This is a genomic window from Hylemonella sp. P2_B10 (assembly GCF_056404875.1).
This window is the reverse complement of the sequence record NZ_JBFUDE010000001.1, coordinates 479,021-495,810: the sequence shown is the minus strand read 5'-3', so window position 1 is coordinate 495,810 and position 16,790 is coordinate 479,021. Positions and strand designations below refer to the sequence as shown.

14 protein-coding genes are annotated in these 16,790 nt (G+C 64.1%); 4 read left to right on the top strand and 10 right to left on the bottom strand.

Annotation, left to right across the window (positions count from 1 at the left end):
• Positions 1-2: 2 nt before the first annotated feature.
• From AC1DX2_RS02320 to AC1DX2_RS02305, 4 genes are all read right to left on the bottom strand, one after another.
• The gene (locus AC1DX2_RS02320; RefSeq protein WP_477194668.1) at positions 3-2,141 is read right to left on the bottom strand and encodes a S46 family peptidase; all 2,139 of its coding nucleotides are present in this window, start codon (positions 2,139-2,141) and stop codon (positions 3-5) included.
• 123 nt (positions 2,142-2,264) lie between these two features.
• Positions 2,265-2,456 (bottom strand): hypothetical protein, encoded by a 192-nt coding sequence (locus tag AC1DX2_RS02315; RefSeq protein ID WP_477194667.1) that lies wholly within the window; start codon positions 2,454-2,456, stop codon positions 2,265-2,267.
• Positions 2,457-2,770: 314 nt separating this feature from the next.
• Positions 2,771-3,685 carry an SPFH domain-containing protein gene (locus AC1DX2_RS02310; RefSeq protein WP_477194666.1) on the bottom strand — a complete coding sequence of 305 codons (915 nt, stop codon included), beginning with the start codon at positions 3,683-3,685 and terminating at the stop codon, positions 2,771-2,773.
• Between the two features lie 42 nt (positions 3,686-3,727).
• On the bottom strand, positions 3,728-4,156 hold the full coding sequence (locus AC1DX2_RS02305; protein WP_477194665.1) for an NfeD family protein: 429 nt from the start codon (positions 4,154-4,156) through the stop codon (positions 3,728-3,730).
• Between the two features lie 134 nt (positions 4,157-4,290).
• On the opposite strand from AC1DX2_RS02305, the gene AC1DX2_RS02300 reads away from it, so the two are divergent.
• The gene (locus AC1DX2_RS02300) at positions 4,291-6,555 is read left to right on the top strand and encodes an Orn/Lys/Arg family decarboxylase (RefSeq protein ID WP_477194664.1); all 2,265 of its coding nucleotides are present in this window, start codon (positions 4,291-4,293) and stop codon (positions 6,553-6,555) included.
• A gap of 62 nt (positions 6,556-6,617) precedes the next feature.
• Here the strand turns inward: AC1DX2_RS02300 and AC1DX2_RS02295 are convergent, their stop codons facing one another.
• The gene (locus AC1DX2_RS02295; RefSeq protein WP_477194663.1) at positions 6,618-8,993 is read right to left on the bottom strand and encodes a TonB-dependent receptor plug domain-containing protein; all 2,376 of its coding nucleotides are present in this window, start codon (positions 8,991-8,993) and stop codon (positions 6,618-6,620) included.
• Between the two features lie 128 nt (positions 8,994-9,121).
• Between AC1DX2_RS02295 and AC1DX2_RS02290 the strand changes: the two genes are divergently transcribed.
• Complete coding sequence (locus tag AC1DX2_RS02290; RefSeq protein ID WP_477194662.1) at positions 9,122-9,922, top strand: acetyltransferase domain-containing protein; 801 nt, start codon at positions 9,122-9,124, stop codon at positions 9,920-9,922.
• Positions 9,923-9,970: 48 nt separating this feature from the next.
• Here AC1DX2_RS02290 and AC1DX2_RS02285 read toward each other — a convergent pair whose 3' ends face one another.
• The 5 genes from AC1DX2_RS02285 to AC1DX2_RS02265 form a co-directional block, all read right to left on the bottom strand.
• A complete protein-coding gene (locus AC1DX2_RS02285; protein WP_477195746.1) occupies positions 9,971-10,756 on the bottom strand; it encodes a peptidylprolyl isomerase in 786 nt (261 codons plus the stop codon).
• Between the two features lie 88 nt (positions 10,757-10,844).
• Positions 10,845-11,120 carry a BolA family protein gene (locus tag AC1DX2_RS02280; protein ID WP_477194661.1) on the bottom strand — a complete coding sequence of 92 codons (276 nt, stop codon included), beginning with the start codon at positions 11,118-11,120 and terminating at the stop codon, positions 10,845-10,847.
• Between the two features lie 14 nt (positions 11,121-11,134).
• Positions 11,135-11,674 carry a septation protein A gene (locus AC1DX2_RS02275; protein WP_477194660.1) on the bottom strand — a complete coding sequence of 180 codons (540 nt, stop codon included), beginning with the start codon at positions 11,672-11,674 and terminating at the stop codon, positions 11,135-11,137.
• Between the two features lie 12 nt (positions 11,675-11,686).
• The gene (msrB, locus tag AC1DX2_RS02270) at positions 11,687-12,097 is read right to left on the bottom strand and encodes a peptide-methionine (R)-S-oxide reductase MsrB (protein WP_477194659.1); all 411 of its coding nucleotides are present in this window, start codon (positions 12,095-12,097) and stop codon (positions 11,687-11,689) included.
• On the bottom strand, positions 12,094-13,578 hold the full coding sequence (locus tag AC1DX2_RS02265; RefSeq protein WP_477194658.1) for a protein adenylyltransferase SelO: 1,485 nt from the start codon (positions 13,576-13,578) through the stop codon (positions 12,094-12,096). The genes msrB and AC1DX2_RS02265 overlap by 4 nt, the downstream gene beginning before the upstream one ends.
• A 158-nt stretch (positions 13,579-13,736) precedes the next feature.
• Here AC1DX2_RS02265 and AC1DX2_RS02260 point away from each other — a divergent pair, with 158 nt between their 5' ends.
• Positions 13,737-15,365 (top strand): 3-(methylthio)propionyl-CoA ligase, encoded by a 1,629-nt coding sequence (locus tag AC1DX2_RS02260; protein WP_477194657.1) that lies wholly within the window; start codon positions 13,737-13,739, stop codon positions 15,363-15,365.
• A gap of 144 nt (positions 15,366-15,509) precedes the next feature.
• Positions 15,510-16,742 (top strand): branched-chain amino acid ABC transporter substrate-binding protein, encoded by a 1,233-nt coding sequence (locus tag AC1DX2_RS02255; RefSeq protein ID WP_477194656.1) that lies wholly within the window; start codon positions 15,510-15,512, stop codon positions 16,740-16,742.
• Positions 16,743-16,790 lie beyond the last annotated feature (48 nt).

Sequence of the window (16,790 nt, the reverse complement as noted above, 5' to 3'; positions counted from 1 at the left end):
TGTCAGCGCACGTAGCGCACTGTCATCTCCTGCAGCAGGCGGTCGGCATGGTCCACCTCCTTCATCACCCACAGCACATAGCGTATGTCGACGTGGATGGCACGGGTGATGGCGCGGTCGAAGTACCAGTCCTTGGAGATGGACTCGTAAGTGGAGTCGAAATTCAGCCCCACCAGCTCGCCGCGCTTGTTCATCACCGCCGAGCCCGAGTTGCCGCCGGTGGTGTCCGCCGTGCTGAGGAAATTCACCGGCACCGTGCCCAGCGCCGCGCTCTTGAAGGCGCCGTAGCGCTTGGCCGCCACCGCCTCGCGCAGCGCGGGGACGGTCTCGAACGGCGTCTTTCCGGTGGCCTTGGCCACCACGCCTTCCACGGTGGTGAATGGGCCCTTGGTCACGCCATCGGTGGGCGTGTAGGGCGCCACATTGCCGTAGCTGACGCGCAGCGTGGAGTTGGCGTCCGGGTATACCGGCAAGCCCCGCGATCGGTTCCAGGCGATGACGGCCTCCATGTAACGCGGAATCAGCCGCTCCAGGTTGCCTTCCAGCTCCTTGCGCCGGCCCTCCAGCGCCATGGCCAGCGGGTGCACCTTCACCGCCAGTTGCATCACGGGGTCGTCGGATTTGGCCAGCGCGTCGGCGTCCAGCTCCAGCGCAGCCAGTCGTTTCTTGGTGTCGGCCAGTGCGGTCATGTCGTACAGCGCGGCCACTGCGTCCACGGCGGGCAGCAAGGCATCCAGTTCCTTGACGTGGGCGTCAGCCGGCAACCCCTGGTAGCGCTGCAGGGCGGCCTTCCAGCGCGCCTGGTCCACGCCGGCGACGAAGGATTGCTCCAGCCGCGTCAGCCGTGCGCGAATGAAGGGCAGGTCGCGCTGCTGGTAGCCGGGCTCACGCTCGGCGTCGGGCTTGGCGCGTTCCAGCGCGGCCCGGTACAGCGTGCGTGCGCTGCGCAACAGGTCGCTGTGGGTGGCCTGATTGAGGGCGGCCTGCTCTTGTGTCAGTGCCATATCGGCGGCAATCACCCGCTCCAACTCGGCCAGCATGGCCTGGGCGCCACCCTGGTCGGGCTGCGCGGCCAGCCAACGGCGGAATTCGGCCTCCTGGCCATCCTTGATGGTGGCGATGTCCTTGCGACGAAAGCCGTCCAGCATGCCTTGGCTGCGTTTCAGGGTGTTCTGCGTGCCCCTGACCACGCTGGCATAGCGCACCTGCCACTCGGCATTGCCCAATGTGGCCTGCTGGATCACGGCAATGTCGGCCTGGGCCTCGGCCACGCGGCGGGGGTAGTCGACGTCGCGCGCAAAGCGCACCTCGCTGGCCAGCTTGTAGCGGCTGGTCCGGCCCGGGTAGCCGGCCAGCAGGATGGCGTCGCCGTTGTTGACGCCTGCGGCCGACACCGCCAGGAAGTCCTTGGACTTGTAGGGCACATTGTTGGGTGAGGGGTCGGCCGGCTTGCCGTCCGGGCCGACATAGGCGCGCAGGAAGGCGAAGTCGCCGGTGTGGCGCGGCCACTCGAAATTGTCCACCTCGCCGCCAAAGTTGCCTATCTTGTCCGACGGTGCGTAGACCAGGCGCACGTCGCGGACCATCAGCTGGCGCACGCGGTAGTACTCCAGGCCGCGGTGGAAGGCCGGCACCGAGCAGCGGTAGACCTTGTCTTTTTCGCACTCGGCGATCAGTACCTTGATGCGGTTTTCCACCTGTTCGTGGTATTGCTTGCCGGAGAGGCTCTTGTCAAGCCCGCCCAGCACGTGCGCGGTGACGTTGTCCACCTTGTCGGTGATGTAGACGCGCACATTGGGGCCGCCAGGCAGTTCCTCGGCCAGTGTCTTGGCCAGAAAGCCGTTGGCGATGTAGTTCTTGTCGCCGGTGGAGTTGCGCTGGATGGCGCCATAGGCGCAGTGGTGGTTGGTCACCACCAGGCCCAGCGGGGACACGAAGGCGGCCGAGCAACCCGGCAAGCCCACCATGGCGCTCATCGGGTGTTTCTTCAGATCGGCCAGCTGGTCGGCGGGGACTTGCAGGCCCGTGCGTTTGAGCTGGGATTTGAGTTGCAGCAGTTGGTGCGGTTGCCACTGGCCTTCGTCGGCCTGGGCGGCCAAACCCAGCGAGCAGGCGGCCAGCAGCAGTGTGTGTTTGAACAAGACGAACCCCATCCGCAGCGCGGCTGAAAAAACAGCCGCTGAGTATATCTGGGGGAGTTTATTTCCAGGGGGCGCCGGGAACGGGCAAGCGCAGGGTCGGCTTTGCGCCGACCCGGGGGTAGATCAGCGCACCAGCCAGACGCCCAGGGCCAGCAGCACGATGGAGGTCAGCAGAAACATCGGGCCGGAGACTGAGCGGCGGTCCAGCTTGGCGTCGCCTTCCTCGGTGGTGTGCGCCCATTTGCGCGGATTGCCGTCGGAGCTGAAAACCACGATGGCCAACCAGATCAGGATGCAACCAAATGCAAAGCTCATGATGTCACTCCTCAAACTGTCCAGGTACTCTGCGGTGCCACCTTCAGGCGAAAGGCATGGCGACGCGCTGATGAGGTTTGGATTATGAGGATTCAGTGCGGCAACGCTATCCCCCTAACGGGGGGTTGTGCGGATCTGGCGCAAGGTTTTGAGGAATTCGTCACAAATTGATACGCTTTGTAGGGACAAGACCTGTCACACAACTGTGAACTGGTAGTTTGTCCCCGGGCCAAACCGGTCATATTTCACGGAATGTGCGCGGTGAAACGTTGGCGTACCAAGCGCGCCAGACAATTCCGGGTGTTTCAGGCCCTTCAGGTCTTTTGCGAGGCCTGCAGCATCTTCATCGCCGAGCCCACCAGCGCGGCGACCTCGGTCATGTTGCTGGGCACGATCAGCGTCGTGCTGGCGTCGGCTGCCACCCGCGAATAGGCTTCCACCGATTTTTCCGCCACCTTCAGCTGCACGGCCTGTTCGCCGCCGGGCTGGCGTATCGCGGCCGCAATGCGCTCGATGGCGTGGGCGGTGGCCTCGGCCACGGCGGTGATGGAGGCCGCTTCGCCCTGCGCCTTGTTGATGGCGGCCTGCTTCTCACCTTCGGAGCGGGCGATGAAGGCCTCGCGTTCGCCGGTGGCGATGTTGATCTGCTCCTGGCGCCGGCCCTCGGAGGCGGCGATCAGCGCGCGCTTGCCGCGCTCGGCGGTGATCTGCGCCTGCATGGCGTGCAGGATTTCCTTCGGCGGCGTCAGGTCCTTGATCTCGTAGCGCAGCACCTTGACGCCCCAGTTCAGCGCCGCCTCGTCGATGGCCGCCACCACCTGCGCATTGATGATGTCGCGCTCCTCGAAGGTCTTGTCCAGCTCCAGCTTGCCGATCACCGAGCGCAGCGAGGTCTGCGCCAGCTGCGAGATGGCGATGATGTAGTTGGACGAGCCGTAGCTGGCACGCATGGCGTCGGTGACCTGGAAGTACAGGATGCCGTCCACCTGCAGCTGGGTGTTGTCGCGGGTGATGCAGACCTGGCTGGCGATGTCCAGCGGGATCTCCTTCAGCGAATGCTTGTAGGCCACGCGGTCAATGAAGGGGATCAGGATATTGGGGCCAGGCGTCAGCGTCTGGTGGAATTTGCCCAGGCGCTCGATCACCCAGGCATGCTGTTGCGGCACCACCTTGATGGACTGCGAGGCAAAGATCAGGGCGACGATGAAGATGATGACGGCGACTTCCATGGGCTTGTTCTCCGGTGATGTTGTTGGTGTCGTTGGCCGGGCTCAGGCCTTGCGTACGATCAATTGGCTGCCCACCACTTCCACAATGCGGTGTGGGCCTGTGCTGGCGGGTGTGTAGTCCGGCGCGGGCGCGGCACGCCACAGCGCGCCACGGTATTTCACGCTGGCGTTGCCGTCGCTGCCCCAGGCTTCCACCTGCACGGTTTCGCCGATGTCCATGTTGACGTCGCGGTTGGCTTCAGCCGGCGCACCCGCCACCAGGCCCTGGCGGTAACGCCGCCAGCCCAGGATGGCGGCGCTGCTGAGGGCTGCCGCCACCAGCAGTTGCACGGTCACGGAAGCACCCAGATGGGCCGCCACAGCCGCAGCGGCCAGGCCAATGGCCAGCATCAGCAGGTAAAAGGTGCCGGTGACCAATTCCACCGCCACGGCGGCGCCGGTCAAAACCCACCATATCGTTGATTCAGCCATCTTGCTCCCCTTGAGGTGATTCTCCACAACATTTTGAGTCAAAAGCCTAAGCCCGAACGCACGCGGACACATTATTTCCTTACACTTCGCGCCTGTTTGCTTTTTTTTGCACCGGGCACCGGTTGGAGGTTGGCATGAAGTTTCGCTTTCCCATCGTCATCATCGATGAGGACTTCCGCTCCGAGAACACCTCGGGCCTGGGTATCCGTGCGCTCGCGCAAGCCATAGAAAGCGAGGGCTTTGAGGTGCTGGGCGTCACCAGCTATGGCGACCTGTCGCAGTTTGCCCAGCAGCAAAGCCGCGCCAGCGCCTTCATCCTGTCGATTGACGACGAGGAATTCACCCCCGGCCCCGATCTGGATCCGGCCGTGCTGAACCTGCGCAACTTCATCCTGGAAGTGCGGCGCAAGAACCTGGACGTGCCGATCTACGTCTATGGCGAGACCAAGACCTCGCAGCACATCCCCAACGACATCCTGCGTGAGCTGCACGGTTTCATCCACATGTTCGAGGACACGCCCGAATTCGTGGCGCGCCACATCATCCGCGAAGCCAAAAGCTACCTGGAGGGTGTGCAGCCGCCGTTCTTCAAGGCGCTGCTGGACTACGCCGAGGACGGCTCGTACTCCTGGCACTGCCCCGGCCACTCTGGTGGTGTGGCCTTCCTGAAAAGCCCGGTGGGTCAGATGTTCCACCAGTTCTTCGGCGAGAACATGCTTCGCGCCGACGTCTGCAACGCGGTGGAAGAGCTGGGCCAACTGCTGGACCACACCGGCCCGGTGGCGGCGTCCGAGCGCAATGCGGCGCGCATTTTCAACGCCGACCACTGCTTCTTCGTCACCAACGGCACCAGCACCAGCAACAAGATGGTGTGGCACCACACGGTGGCGCCGGGCGATGTGGTGGTGGTGGACCGCAATTGCCACAAGTCCATCCTGCACGCCATCATCATGACCGGCTCGGTGCCGGTGTTCATGAAGCCCACGCGCAACCATTTCGGCATCATCGGCCCGATCCCGCAGAGCGAATTCGAGCCGGCCACGATACGCGCCAAGATCAGGGACAACCCGTTGCTGAAGGGCGTGGATCCGGATTCGGTGCGCCCGCGCGTGATGACCATTACCCAGTCCACCTACGACGGCGTGCTCTACAACACCGAGACCATCAAGAAGATGCTGGACGGCTACGTGGACACGCTGCATTTCGACGAAGCCTGGCTGCCGCACGCCGCCTTCCACCCGTTTTACGGCACCTACCACGCCATGGGCCGCAAACGCCCGCGCCCCAAGGATGCGCTGGTGTTCGCCACCCAGTCCACGCACAAGCTGCTGGCCGGCATCAGCCAGGCCAGCCACGTGCTGGTGCAGGATTCGCAGGAGCGCAAGCTGGACCGCCACCTGTTCAACGAAGCCTACCTGATGCACACCAGCACCAGCCCGCAGTACAGCATCATCGCCAGCTGCGACGTCGCGGCGGCCATGATGGAGCCGCCCGGCGGCACCGCGCTGGTGGAGGAGAGCATCACAGAGGCGCTGGACTTCCGCCGTGCCATGCGCAAGGTGGACGATGAATACGGCAAGGACTGGTGGTTCAAGGTCTGGGGCCCGGACAAGCTGGTGGACTCCGGCATCGGCCGCGCCGAGGACTGGATCATCAAGGGCGAGGCGCGCACCGCCAAGTGGCACGGCTTTGGCAACCTGGCCGAAGGCTTCAACATGCTGGACCCGATCAAGTCCACCATCGTCACGCCCGGGCTGGACCTGAACGGCAAGTTCGCCAAGACCGGCATCCCGGCCAGCATCGTCACCAAGTTCCTGGCCGAGCACGGCGTGATCGTGGAGAAGACCGGCCTGTACAGCTTCTTCATCATGTTCACCATCGGCATCACCAAGGGCCGCTGGAACACGCTGCTGACGGCTCTGCAGCAGTTCAAGGACGACTACGCCAAGAACCAGCCGATGTGGCGCATCCTGCCCGAGTTCTGCCAGAAGTACCCCAAGTACGAGCAGATGGGCCTGGCCGATCTGTGCCAGTTCGTGCACGAGCTGTACGCCAAGTACGACATCGCCCGCCTGACCACCGAGATGTACCTGAGCGACCTGACGCCGGCCATGAAGCCCAGCGACGCCTACGCCCACATCGCCCACCGCAAGACCGAGCGGGTGGCGATCGACGACCTGGAGGGCCGCATCACCGTCGGCCTGGTCACACCTTACCCGCCCGGCATCCCGCTGCTGATCCCCGGCGAGGTGTTCAACCGCAAGATCGTGGACTACCTGAAGTTCTCGCGCGAGTTCAACGCCAAATGCCCCGGCTTCGAGACCGACATCCACGGCCTGGTGGAAGAGGCCGACGAGAACGGCAAGATCAGCTACTTCGCGGATTGCGTGAAGGCCTGAGCACTGCTAGTCAATGACGCCGGGGTGAAGGTCTGCGGGGCCGACGCCGCTGGGGCGCGTGGCTAAAGCTTGATCTCCAGCCGGGCTTGAATGGCAACGAACGAAGGCGCATACGCCGTCGAAGTCTGCCGTACCGGCTGGTTCAGCACGTTGGTGGACACCGCCTGGCTGCTGGTCACGTACTGGCGCGGCGTGAAGTTGTTGGCCGAGATGCGCAGCTGGTAGGTGGGGTTGATGGTCCACAGCACATAGGCATCGGTCACCAGCTTGTCGCCTTGTATCAACGCCTGCGTGGTGGTCTGCTGCGTGGTGAAGCCCGGCGTCCAGTTGATGTTGCCGCCCACCGTGACGGGCACGCTGGTCAGCTTGTAGTCGGCACCCAGGTTGGCGGTGCCGCCGGGTTGCTGGTCGAGCCGGTTGTTGGGGCCCTGGATGCCCTGCACCTGCGAGCGGAAGAAGCTGGCGTTAGAGCGGATGTCGATGCGCGGCATGTCCGCAAACACCTCGCTCAGGCGGAACTTGGCCTCCAGCTCGATGCCCGCCGTGGTGGCGTCACCGATGTTTTGCTTGCGCGCCACCCAGCGTGGCACATCGGCCCAGCTGACGGTCTCCAGCGAGGTCACGGTGCGCATCAGGTTCTGGATGTGGCGGTAGAACATGTTAGCGCTCAGGATGCCGCCGCCCGGCACGTAGTGCTCATAAGCCACGTCCAGGCCGCGCGCCAGCTCGGGCAGCAGGTTGGGGTTGCCACCGCTGTCCGGGTGCAACTGGTCGTTGGGGCCGCGGTTCAGGTACATGCCATTGATGTTGGGCCGCGCGATCAGGTCCTGCAGGTTCGGCGAGCGGTAGCTGCGTGTCAGGCTGAAGCGTATCTGGTCCTTCACCGCCAGATCAGGCCGCCACACCGCATGCAGCAGCGGTGTCACCACACTGCTGTGGTTGCTGACGTTGGGCGTGTTGTCGCTGACACTGCCACTGGTGGTGATGCCTTCCATCCGCACCCCGGCGTGTGCCGCCCAGTTGGGCGTGACCGACCATTCGTCTTGCGCATAGACGGCGTAGCGCAGCGTGGATGCGCTCAGGTTGTCGTCAAAATCACTCAGCGGCGACTGGCCGTTTTGCAGCGTGGTGGCGGTCTCCACCCGCTTGTTGGATTCGGCCTCGAAGCCGGTGACCAGGCTGTGTTCGTTGGCGATCAGCTTGGACAGCTTGATGTTCAGGTTGAAGGTGTCGTCGTGCTGCTGCGATTGCTGGCTCTGCACGGTGCTGCCGCTGCCGGCCGTCTGGTTGCCACCGGTGTTGGTGCGCAGCGACTGGTTGTGCCACTCGCTCTGGCCCAGGCTGGCGCTGACGCGCAGGTTGCCGCCGCCTTCGATGCGGTGTATCCACAGGCCATTGAGGCGCACGGTATGGAAGTCGTTGCTGGCCGAGCCGGTGCTGGTGGTGAAGGGGATGATGCCGCCATCTTGCGCCAGGAAGCGGTTGACGTAGCCGCTGCCCCGGGTGGCCGCCAGCATGGGCATCAGCTGCAGGCTGTCGCCGCCGTCCAGCCGCCATTGCAGCCGGGCATTGGCATGCACCGAGTCGCGCGAGCCGGAAGAGCTGACCGCCTCGCGCGCGTTGACCACCTCGGCGGTGGCCAGGTTCTCGGTCAGCGTGGTGTTGACGATGTCGTTGGACCGCTCGCCATGGCTGCCGGCCAGCGAGAAGTTGTAGATCAGGTTGTCCACCGTGTCATTGCGTGACCACGACATGCTGGGCGCGGTGTGGCCGTTTTCCATGCCCAAGCCGACATTGATGTTGTTGACGTGCTTGGTGTAGCCGCCCCGGGTGATGATATTGATGGTGCCCGCAATCGCCCGTGCGCCGGTCTCGGCGGTGGGCGCGCGCAGGATTTCTATGCGCTCGATCTGGTCGGGTTGCAGGTCATCCAGCGAGAAGCCACGCGGCACGCGCTCGCCGTCCAGCAGGATCTGGGTATAGCCGCTGCCCAGGCCGCGCATGCGCGGCGCGCCGCCGCGCCCCGGGCGGCCCTGTATCGTGATGCCGGGCAGGCGCTTGAGCAGTTCGCCCATGGTGGTGTCGCCATAGCGCTCAATGTCATCGCGGCCGACGATGATCTTGGCAGCGGTGGACAGGCGGCGTTGCTCGGTCTCGTCGTTGGCAGTCACCTCCACCCGGTTCAGCACGGCGGTGGGGCGCTGCGGGGGTCTGGCGGCAGAGGCAGGGGCCGGTGCTGTTGTGGGCGAGGCGGGCGCGGGTGCCGGCCGGGTGGTCGCCGGCGGTGCTTTGGCCGCGGGCTCGCCGCTGTCGGCCGCGGGTGTGGGGGCGCTGCTCTGGGCCAGCGCCATGGTGCCGTGCGTGCCCAACGCGGCCATCAGGCTCAGGGACAGCAGCGATGCCTTCAAGGCGGGCGGGGTGGGCGTGTAGCTCATCATCGCGGCGATTATGCGGTGTGCTTGTCAACCATGGGTTAACGCCAGGCAGCGTTTTGTACCAGCCTGCACCCGCCCTGCATGCAACGCCCACACGGAGGCGGCTGGTTCGCATGGCACACTTGGGCCCCATGTCCGACCCGTCGTTTGCCCGCATGAAGCCAACCGCCCGCCATGACGCCGTCGATGCCCTGCGTGGTCTGGCCATGCTGTGGATGACCGCCTACCATTTCGGTTTTGACCTCAACCACTTCGGCTACTGGCGGCAGGACTTCTATGCCGACCCGCTGTGGACAACCCAACGCTCCGCCATCGTCAGCCTGTTCCTGTTCTGCGCCGGCCTGGGCCAGGCCATCGCGCTGGCGCAGCGGCAGGACACGGCCCGCTTCTGGCGCCGTTGGGGCCAGGTGGCGGGCTGCGCGTTGCTGGTCAGCCTGAGTTCGTGGTGGATGTTTCCCAACAGCTTCATTTACTTCGGCGTGCTGCACGGCATCGCGGTGATGCTGCTGTTGGCGCGCTTTGCTCTCGGGCCGGCGCTTGGCCAGCGCGGTTGGCTCCTGTGCGCATTGGGCGCGTTGGCGGTGGCGCTGCATGCGCTGGCGCCGCTGCTGTGGGGCAGCACGCCGTTGGCCGATGCGTTGAACACCCGGCCGCTGAGCTGGCTGGGCCTGAACACCGTCAAGCCCATCACCGAGGACTTCGTGCCGCTGCTGCCCTGGCTGGGGCCCATGCTGCTAGGCCTGGCGGCGGGCAACTGGCTGCTGCGCCGCCGCCCAGGCCTGCTGGCTGCCCAGGCGCCGGCGCCGTTGGCCTGGCTGGGCCGCCACTCCCTGAGCTACTACATGCTGCACCAGCCGGTGCTGATGGGGGTGCTGATGGGACTGGGTTGGTTGCGCGGCGCGCATGGTGTGTTCGCCGTCGCAGGGGCATGAAAAAAGCGGGCCGCGGCCCGCTTTTCTTTGGGGGAAGGCCTGCTGGCCTTACTCCACCTTGGCTTTGCCACGCAGGTCTTCCTGGAACTTGGCCAACTTCATCTGCTGCATCTGCTGGGCAATCTGCGGCTTCACGTCCTCGTACTTGGGCAGCTGGGCTTCGCGGATTTCTTCCAGGCGGATGATGTGGTAACCAAACTGGGTCTTCACCGGTGTCTCGGTCATCTTGCCCTTGCCCAGCTGCACCATGGCGTCGGAGAACTCTTTCACGTAGTTGCCCGGACCGGCCCAGTCCAGGTCGCCGCCCTTGGCGCCGGAACCGGTGTCCTTGGAGGACTTCTTGGCTATGTCCTCAAACAGCTTGGGGTTCTTCTTCAGCCTGGCGATGATGCCGGTGGCCTCGGCCTCGGTCTCCACCAGGATGTGGCGGGCGTGGTATTCCTTGCCGCCCTGGGCGCCCACGAAACGGTCGTACTCGGCCTTCATGTCGGCCTCGGAGATCGGGTTGTTCTTCTGGTAGTCGTTGAACAGCTCACGGATCAGGATGGATTGGCGGGCCAACTCCATCTGGGTCTTGAACTCTTCGGTGTTGTCCAGGCCGCGCAGCTGGGCTTCCTGCATGAACACCTCGCGCGCGATCACTTCCTGCTTGATCTGCTCTTGCAGCTCGGGGGTCACCTGGCGGCCGCTCTTGGCGACTTGCGCAGTCAGCACATCGGTGCGCGACTTGGGCACCGCCTTGCCGTTGACGATGGCCAGGTTTTGGGCCATTGCCACGGGAGCCAGGCCGGCCAACAGCGCGGCGGCAACGACGGTCAACATCTGCTTCTTCATCATCAGGTTTCCTCAAAAATCCATATAAAACAACGGGCGCGGCCGCCTGGAGGAACAGCATGCCTGGGCTGGCCGGGCATGCATTCCTTCAAGGCGGCGGTGCGGGAAGAGTCTCAATCGCAAGGGCGTGCAAGCCCTGGTCCATGAATTCTTGGAGCGCATCATACACAAGCCGGTGACGCCTCACCCGGGGCAGACCGGTAAATAAAGGTGAAGTTATGCGCACCCGGAAATGGGTGCCATGGCCCAGCCCATTGGCGCCGGCATGGCCCGCGTGGGCTGCGCTTTCGTCCAGCACTTCCAGGAATTGCGGCTCCAGGCGCTCGCGCAGGCGCTGCGTCAGCTGTTGCGTGGTGGGGGGCATGGGTGGCGGGGTCATCACGTGCTGGGCTCTTCGGCCTTCAGGTGCGGCGCGATGTAGATGCCCTGGCCGATGATGAATGCGAGCGGAAACACATAGCCCCAGACCTTGAAGTTGACCCAGGCGTCGGTGCTGAAATAGGCCGCCACATAGCCGTTGAGCGCCGCCATGAAGGCGCAGTAGACGATCCACACCAGGTTCAGCCGTTGCCACACCGCGTCGGGCAGTTCCAACTGCTCACCCAGGAAGGATTTCAGGAAATTGAGCTTCCTGACCCACACCATCACTGCCAGCACCAGCGCCAACACCGCGTACAGCACGGTGGGCTTCCATTTGATGAAGGTTTCGTCGTGCAGTGCCAGCGTGACAGCGCCGAACACCAGGATGGCGGCCAGCGTGATCTTTTGCATGGTGGCCAGCTTGCGCTCCAGCGCGTAGACGATGCCAGCCTCCACCACGCTGGCGGCCATCAGCACCATGGTGGCGGTGTAGATGTCGGTCAGCTTGTAGGCGACGAAGAACAGCAGTATTGGTAGAAAGTTCAGCAGCGTCTTCATGCGGGATGCCGGTTATTTGGGGCTGAAGTGTACCGAAGCCGAATTGATGCAATAGCGCAGGCCGGTGGGTGGCGGACCGTCATTGAACACGTGGCCCAGGTGGGCACCGCAGTCGCTGCAATGCACCTCCGTGCGCAGCATGCCGTGCCTGCGGTCCTCGGTGGTGCCTATGGCGGCTTCATCCAGCGGCGCGGTATAGCTGGGCCAGCCGCAGTGCGACTGGAACTTGGCGCCCGACTCGAACAACGGCTTGTCGCAGCAGATGCAGCGGTAGGTGCCCTCGTCGGTGGTTTCCTCGTACTTGCCGGTGAAGGCGCGCTCGGTGGCCTCGTGGCGGGTGATCTCGAAGGCGTTGGGCTCGGCGCCTTTTTGCGCCAGCAGCGCCTTCCATTCGGCGTCGGTTTTCTGGATCTTGTAGGTCATGATGAGCAGCTTATTTCTATGCCGGCCGCCCAATCAGGCGGAAAACCGGCGCGTTGGGCGGCTTGCGGCGATTCGTCATACGGATTTTGCAACACCGCCAGCAGCGTATGGACTTCGGAAAAGTCTTTTAGTTTCGCCAGTTTGATGGCTTGCTCGCCCAGATGGTTGCGCAGCACCACGTGCGGGTTGGCCGCCAACATGGTGGCGCTGGCGGCGGCCCGGTCGGCTGGCAGCCGCGCCAGGTAGCGCGGCAACCAGGCGTCGAACGCGGCGCGGTCCAGGAACAGGTCGCGCACCGAGGCGTCTGCCTGATCGCCCTGAGCCACCCAGTGGCTGAGCCGGCGCCAGAAGATGGTGTAGTCCACCCGTTCGCTGGCCAACAGCTTCAATGTCGCCTCCACCAACTCCCGGTCGCCATCCTGGCGGTCAGAGAGCCCCATTTTGGTGCGCATCAGCGCCTCGAACGTGTCGGGGAACAGCGTTTTGTAGGATTCCAGCGCCGCTATGGCCAGTTCCTGGTCTTCAATCAGTGGCAGCAGCGCCTGGCCCAGCGCATACAGGTTCCAGTAGGCGATGTTGGGTTGTTTGTTGAAGGCGTAGCGGCCTGAGGTGTCGCTGTGGTTGCAGATGTGGCCGGGATGGTAGCCGTCCATGAACTGGAACGGGCCGTAGTCAATGGTCAGGCCCAGCATGCTCATGTTGTCGGTGTTCATCACGCCGTGGCAAAACCCCACAGCTTGCCAATGCGCCACCATGACGGCCGTGCGCTCGCTCACCCGCTCCAGCAGCAGCGCATACGGGTTGCCGGCGAATTTGTCGCTGCCGCGGCATTCGGGGTAGTAGCGGTCTATGGTGTAGTCGGCCAGTTGCTGCAGTTGCGCGTACTGCTCGTTGTAGCTGAAATGCTCGAAATGGCCGAAGCGCAGGAAGCTCTTGGCCACCCGGGCCACCACAGCGGCGGTCTCCACCTCTTCGCGGCGCACCGGGGCGTCCGATCCGGTCACGCACAACGCGCGCGTGGTGGGGATGCCCAAGGCGTGCATGGCCTCGCTGCACAGGAATTCGCGGATGCTGGAGCGCAGCACCGCGCGGCCGTCGCCCATGCGGGAGTAGGGTGTCAGGCCCGCGCCCTTCAACTGCACTTCCCAGCCGGTGGTGGTTTCGCCCAGCAAGATGGCGCGGCCATCACCCAACTGGCCGGCCCAGACGCCGAACTGGTGGCCGCTGTACACGCTGGCCAGCGGCTGTGCGCCGGCCGGCGCCAGGTTGCCGGTGAAGGCCTCCAGCGCGGCGGCGGAATCGGCCCAGCCGTCTGGCAGGCCCAGCGTGCGACCCACGGCAGCGCTGTGGCCCACCCAGTAGGGGGCGGGCAGGGGCGTGGGACGCAACGCGGTGTAGAAGTCCGTGCCCAGTTGCGCAAAGCCGTTGCGCCAGGACAGACCCAGGTCCACGTCCAGCTGGGCGTCTTTCGGCATGTTCATGGTCGCTATTGTCGCCGCTGCGTTGGCGGACGCGGCGCGTGGGGGTACTTGGGTCGGCGCTGTCACCTCGGGGAATGTCCCGCTGTTTATCTCCCATGTGCGCTGCTAGCATGGCGTGGATCGCTTTCAACCTTTTCAAAGTACCCGAGGACACCGCCATGCTTGGCTTGATGCAAGACCAACCCCTGCTGATTTCAACCCTGGTCAACCACGTGGAACGCCACCACGGCGACGTGGAAATCGTCTCACGGCGCGTCGAGGGGGACATCCACCGCTATACCTACAAGGACATGACGGCGCGCGCACGCCGGATCGCCAACGCGCTGGATGCTTGTCAGCTGGCCTTCAGCGACCGCGTGGCCACACTGGCCTGGAACGGCTATCGCCACCTGGAGCTGTATTTCGGCGTCAGCGGCTCGGGGCGCGTGCTGCACACGCTGAACCCGCGCCTGCATCCGGAGCAGATCGCCTGGATCGTCAACCACGCCGAGGACAAGGTGCTGTGCTTTGACACCACCTTCCTGCCCATCGTGCAGGCCATCCACAAGCATTGCCCGGGCATAACCCATTTTGTGGCCCTGTGCGATGCCCACAAGCTGCCGGCCGACAGCGGCATCCCCAACCTGGTCAGCTACGAAGCCTGGATAGGCGCGCAGTCCGCCAGCTACGACTGGCCGGTGTTCGATGAAAAGTCGGCCTCCAGCATGTGCTACACCAGTGGCACCACCGGCCACCCCAAGGCGGCGCTGTACAGCCACCGCTCCACCATCCTGCACGCCTTTGCCAGTGCGCTGCCCGACGCGCTGAACATGAGCGCGCGCGACGCCGTGTTGCCGGTGGTGCCCATGTTCCACGTCAATGCCTGGGGCCTGCCGTACTCGTCGGCCATGAGCGGCGCCAAGTTGGTGTTTCCCGGTCCGGCGATGGACGGCAAATCGGTCTACGAACTGATCGAGACCGAAAAAGTCAGCTTCGCCGCCGGGGTGCCCACCGTGTGGCAGATGCTGCTGGGCCACATGCAGCCCAACGGCCTGCGCTTTTCGACGCTGAAGCGCACGGTGATCGGCGGCTCGGCCTGCCCGCCGGCCATGATCGCCGCCTTCAACGACCAGTATGGCGTGGATGTGCTGCACGCCTGGGGCATGACCGAGATGAGCCCGCTGGGCACGGTATGCACGCTGAAGAACAAGCACCTGGACGCTTCGCCCGAGGAGAAGATGAAGGTGCGCCTGAAGCAGGGTCGCGGCCTGTACGGTGTGGACATGAAGATCGTCGGCGACGACGGCCAGGAACTGCCGTGGGACGGCAAGACCTTCGGCGACCTGCTGGTCAAGGGCCCGTGGGTGGTGTCGGCGTATTTCAAGGGCGAGGGTGGTGATCCGCTGGTGGACGGCTGGTTCCCCACCGGCGACGTCGCCACCATCGATGCCGACGGCTACATGCAGATCACAGACCGCAGCAAGGACGTGATCAAGTCCGGCGGCGAGTGGATCAGCTCCATCGACATCGAAAACATCGCCGTGGCGCACCCGGCGGTGGCCATGGCCGCCTGCATAGGCATCAAGCACCCGAAGTGGGACGAGCGGCCCATCGTGGCGGTGGTGAAAAAGCCCGGCGCTGACGTGACGCGCGAAGAATTGCTGCAGTTTTATGAAGGCAAGACGGCCAAGTGGCAGATTCCTGATGACGTGGTGTTTGTCGACGCCATCCCGCTGGGTGCCACCGGCAAGATGCTGAAAACCAAACTGCGCGTGTTGTTGCAGGATTACAGCCTGCCCAACGTGTGAGCGGGCCACATAGTCCGGCTGGCGGAATATGTGTGCAAGTCACCTTGGCGATAGTTCCTGTCTCATATTACGGGAAATCCCTTGTGGTGCGTTGCACAAATTCTTGTACGCTGAGCCCGTTCTGAAAACAACGGAGACAACCCCATGAAATTCGCCTTGAAGATGGTCGCTGCCTCGGCGGCGCTGGTGTGTGCTGGCACGGCTTTCGCCCAAAAGGGTGAGACCGTCAAAATCGCTTTCATCGACCCGCTGTCAGGCCCCTTCGCCAACGTGGGCGCGAACCAGCTGAAGAGCTGGCAGTTCGTGGCCGAGCGCTACAGCGGCGCCAAGAACCCTGCCGGTGTCAAGTTTGAAGTGGTGGGCTTTGACAACAAGGGCGCGCCGCAGGAAACGCTGAACCAGCTGAAGGCGGCTGTGGACCAGGGCTTCCGCTATGTGACGCAGGGCAACGGCTCGGGTGCCGGCCTGGCCTTGTCCGATGCGGTGACCAAGTACAACGAGCGCAACCCCGGCAAGGAAGTGATCTACTTCAACTACGCTGCCGTGGACCCCGCCATGACCAACGAGAAGTGCAGCTACTGGCACTTCCGTCTGGACGCCGACACCACCATGAAGATGGAAGCGCTGACCACCTTCATGAAGGACCAGCCCAAGGTCAAGAAGGTCTACCTGCTGAACCAGAACTACTCGCACGGCCAGCAGGTGGTCAAGTACTTCAAGGAAGGCATCGCGCGCAAGCGCCCTGACGTGGCAATCGCCGGTGAAGACCTGGTGCCGATCGGCCAGGTGAAGGACTTCGCGCCCTACGTGGCCAAGATCAAGGCCTCCGGCGCCGATTCCATCGTCACCGGCAACTGGGGCGCCGACCTGACGTTGTTCGTCAAGGCGCTGAACGAAGCCGGCCTGAAACTGCCGATGTACACCTACTACGCCGGCGTCACCGGCACGCCCACGGCGCTGGCCGCCGGCGGCGACAGCGAGGTGTTCGTGGTCGCCTATGGCCACGCCAACCACCCCGGCGAGCTGGGCGCCATTGGCGCCGACTACAAGAAGAAGTTCGACGACGACTACTACACCTACGCCACATTGAACGGCATCAACCTGCTGGGCGAGGCCATCGCCAAGGCCAAGTCCACCGAGCCGGCGAAGGTGGCGGCGGCGCTGGAAGACCTGAGCGTGAAGAGCTTCGCCGGTGAGGTGAAGATGCGCAAGAGCGACCACCAGCTGCAGCAGTCCATGTTCATCACCAAGTGGCAGAAGCTGGACAAGAAGTACCCGTACAACGTGGAAAAAACCGGCTACACCTTCGTGCCGGTCAAGCAGATGGACCCGTATGTGTCCAGCACGCCCACCAGCTGCCAGATGAAGCGTCCGTAAGCTCTCTTCGGCTTGCCGAAACGCCGGATGACATTGCATTTGTCCCGG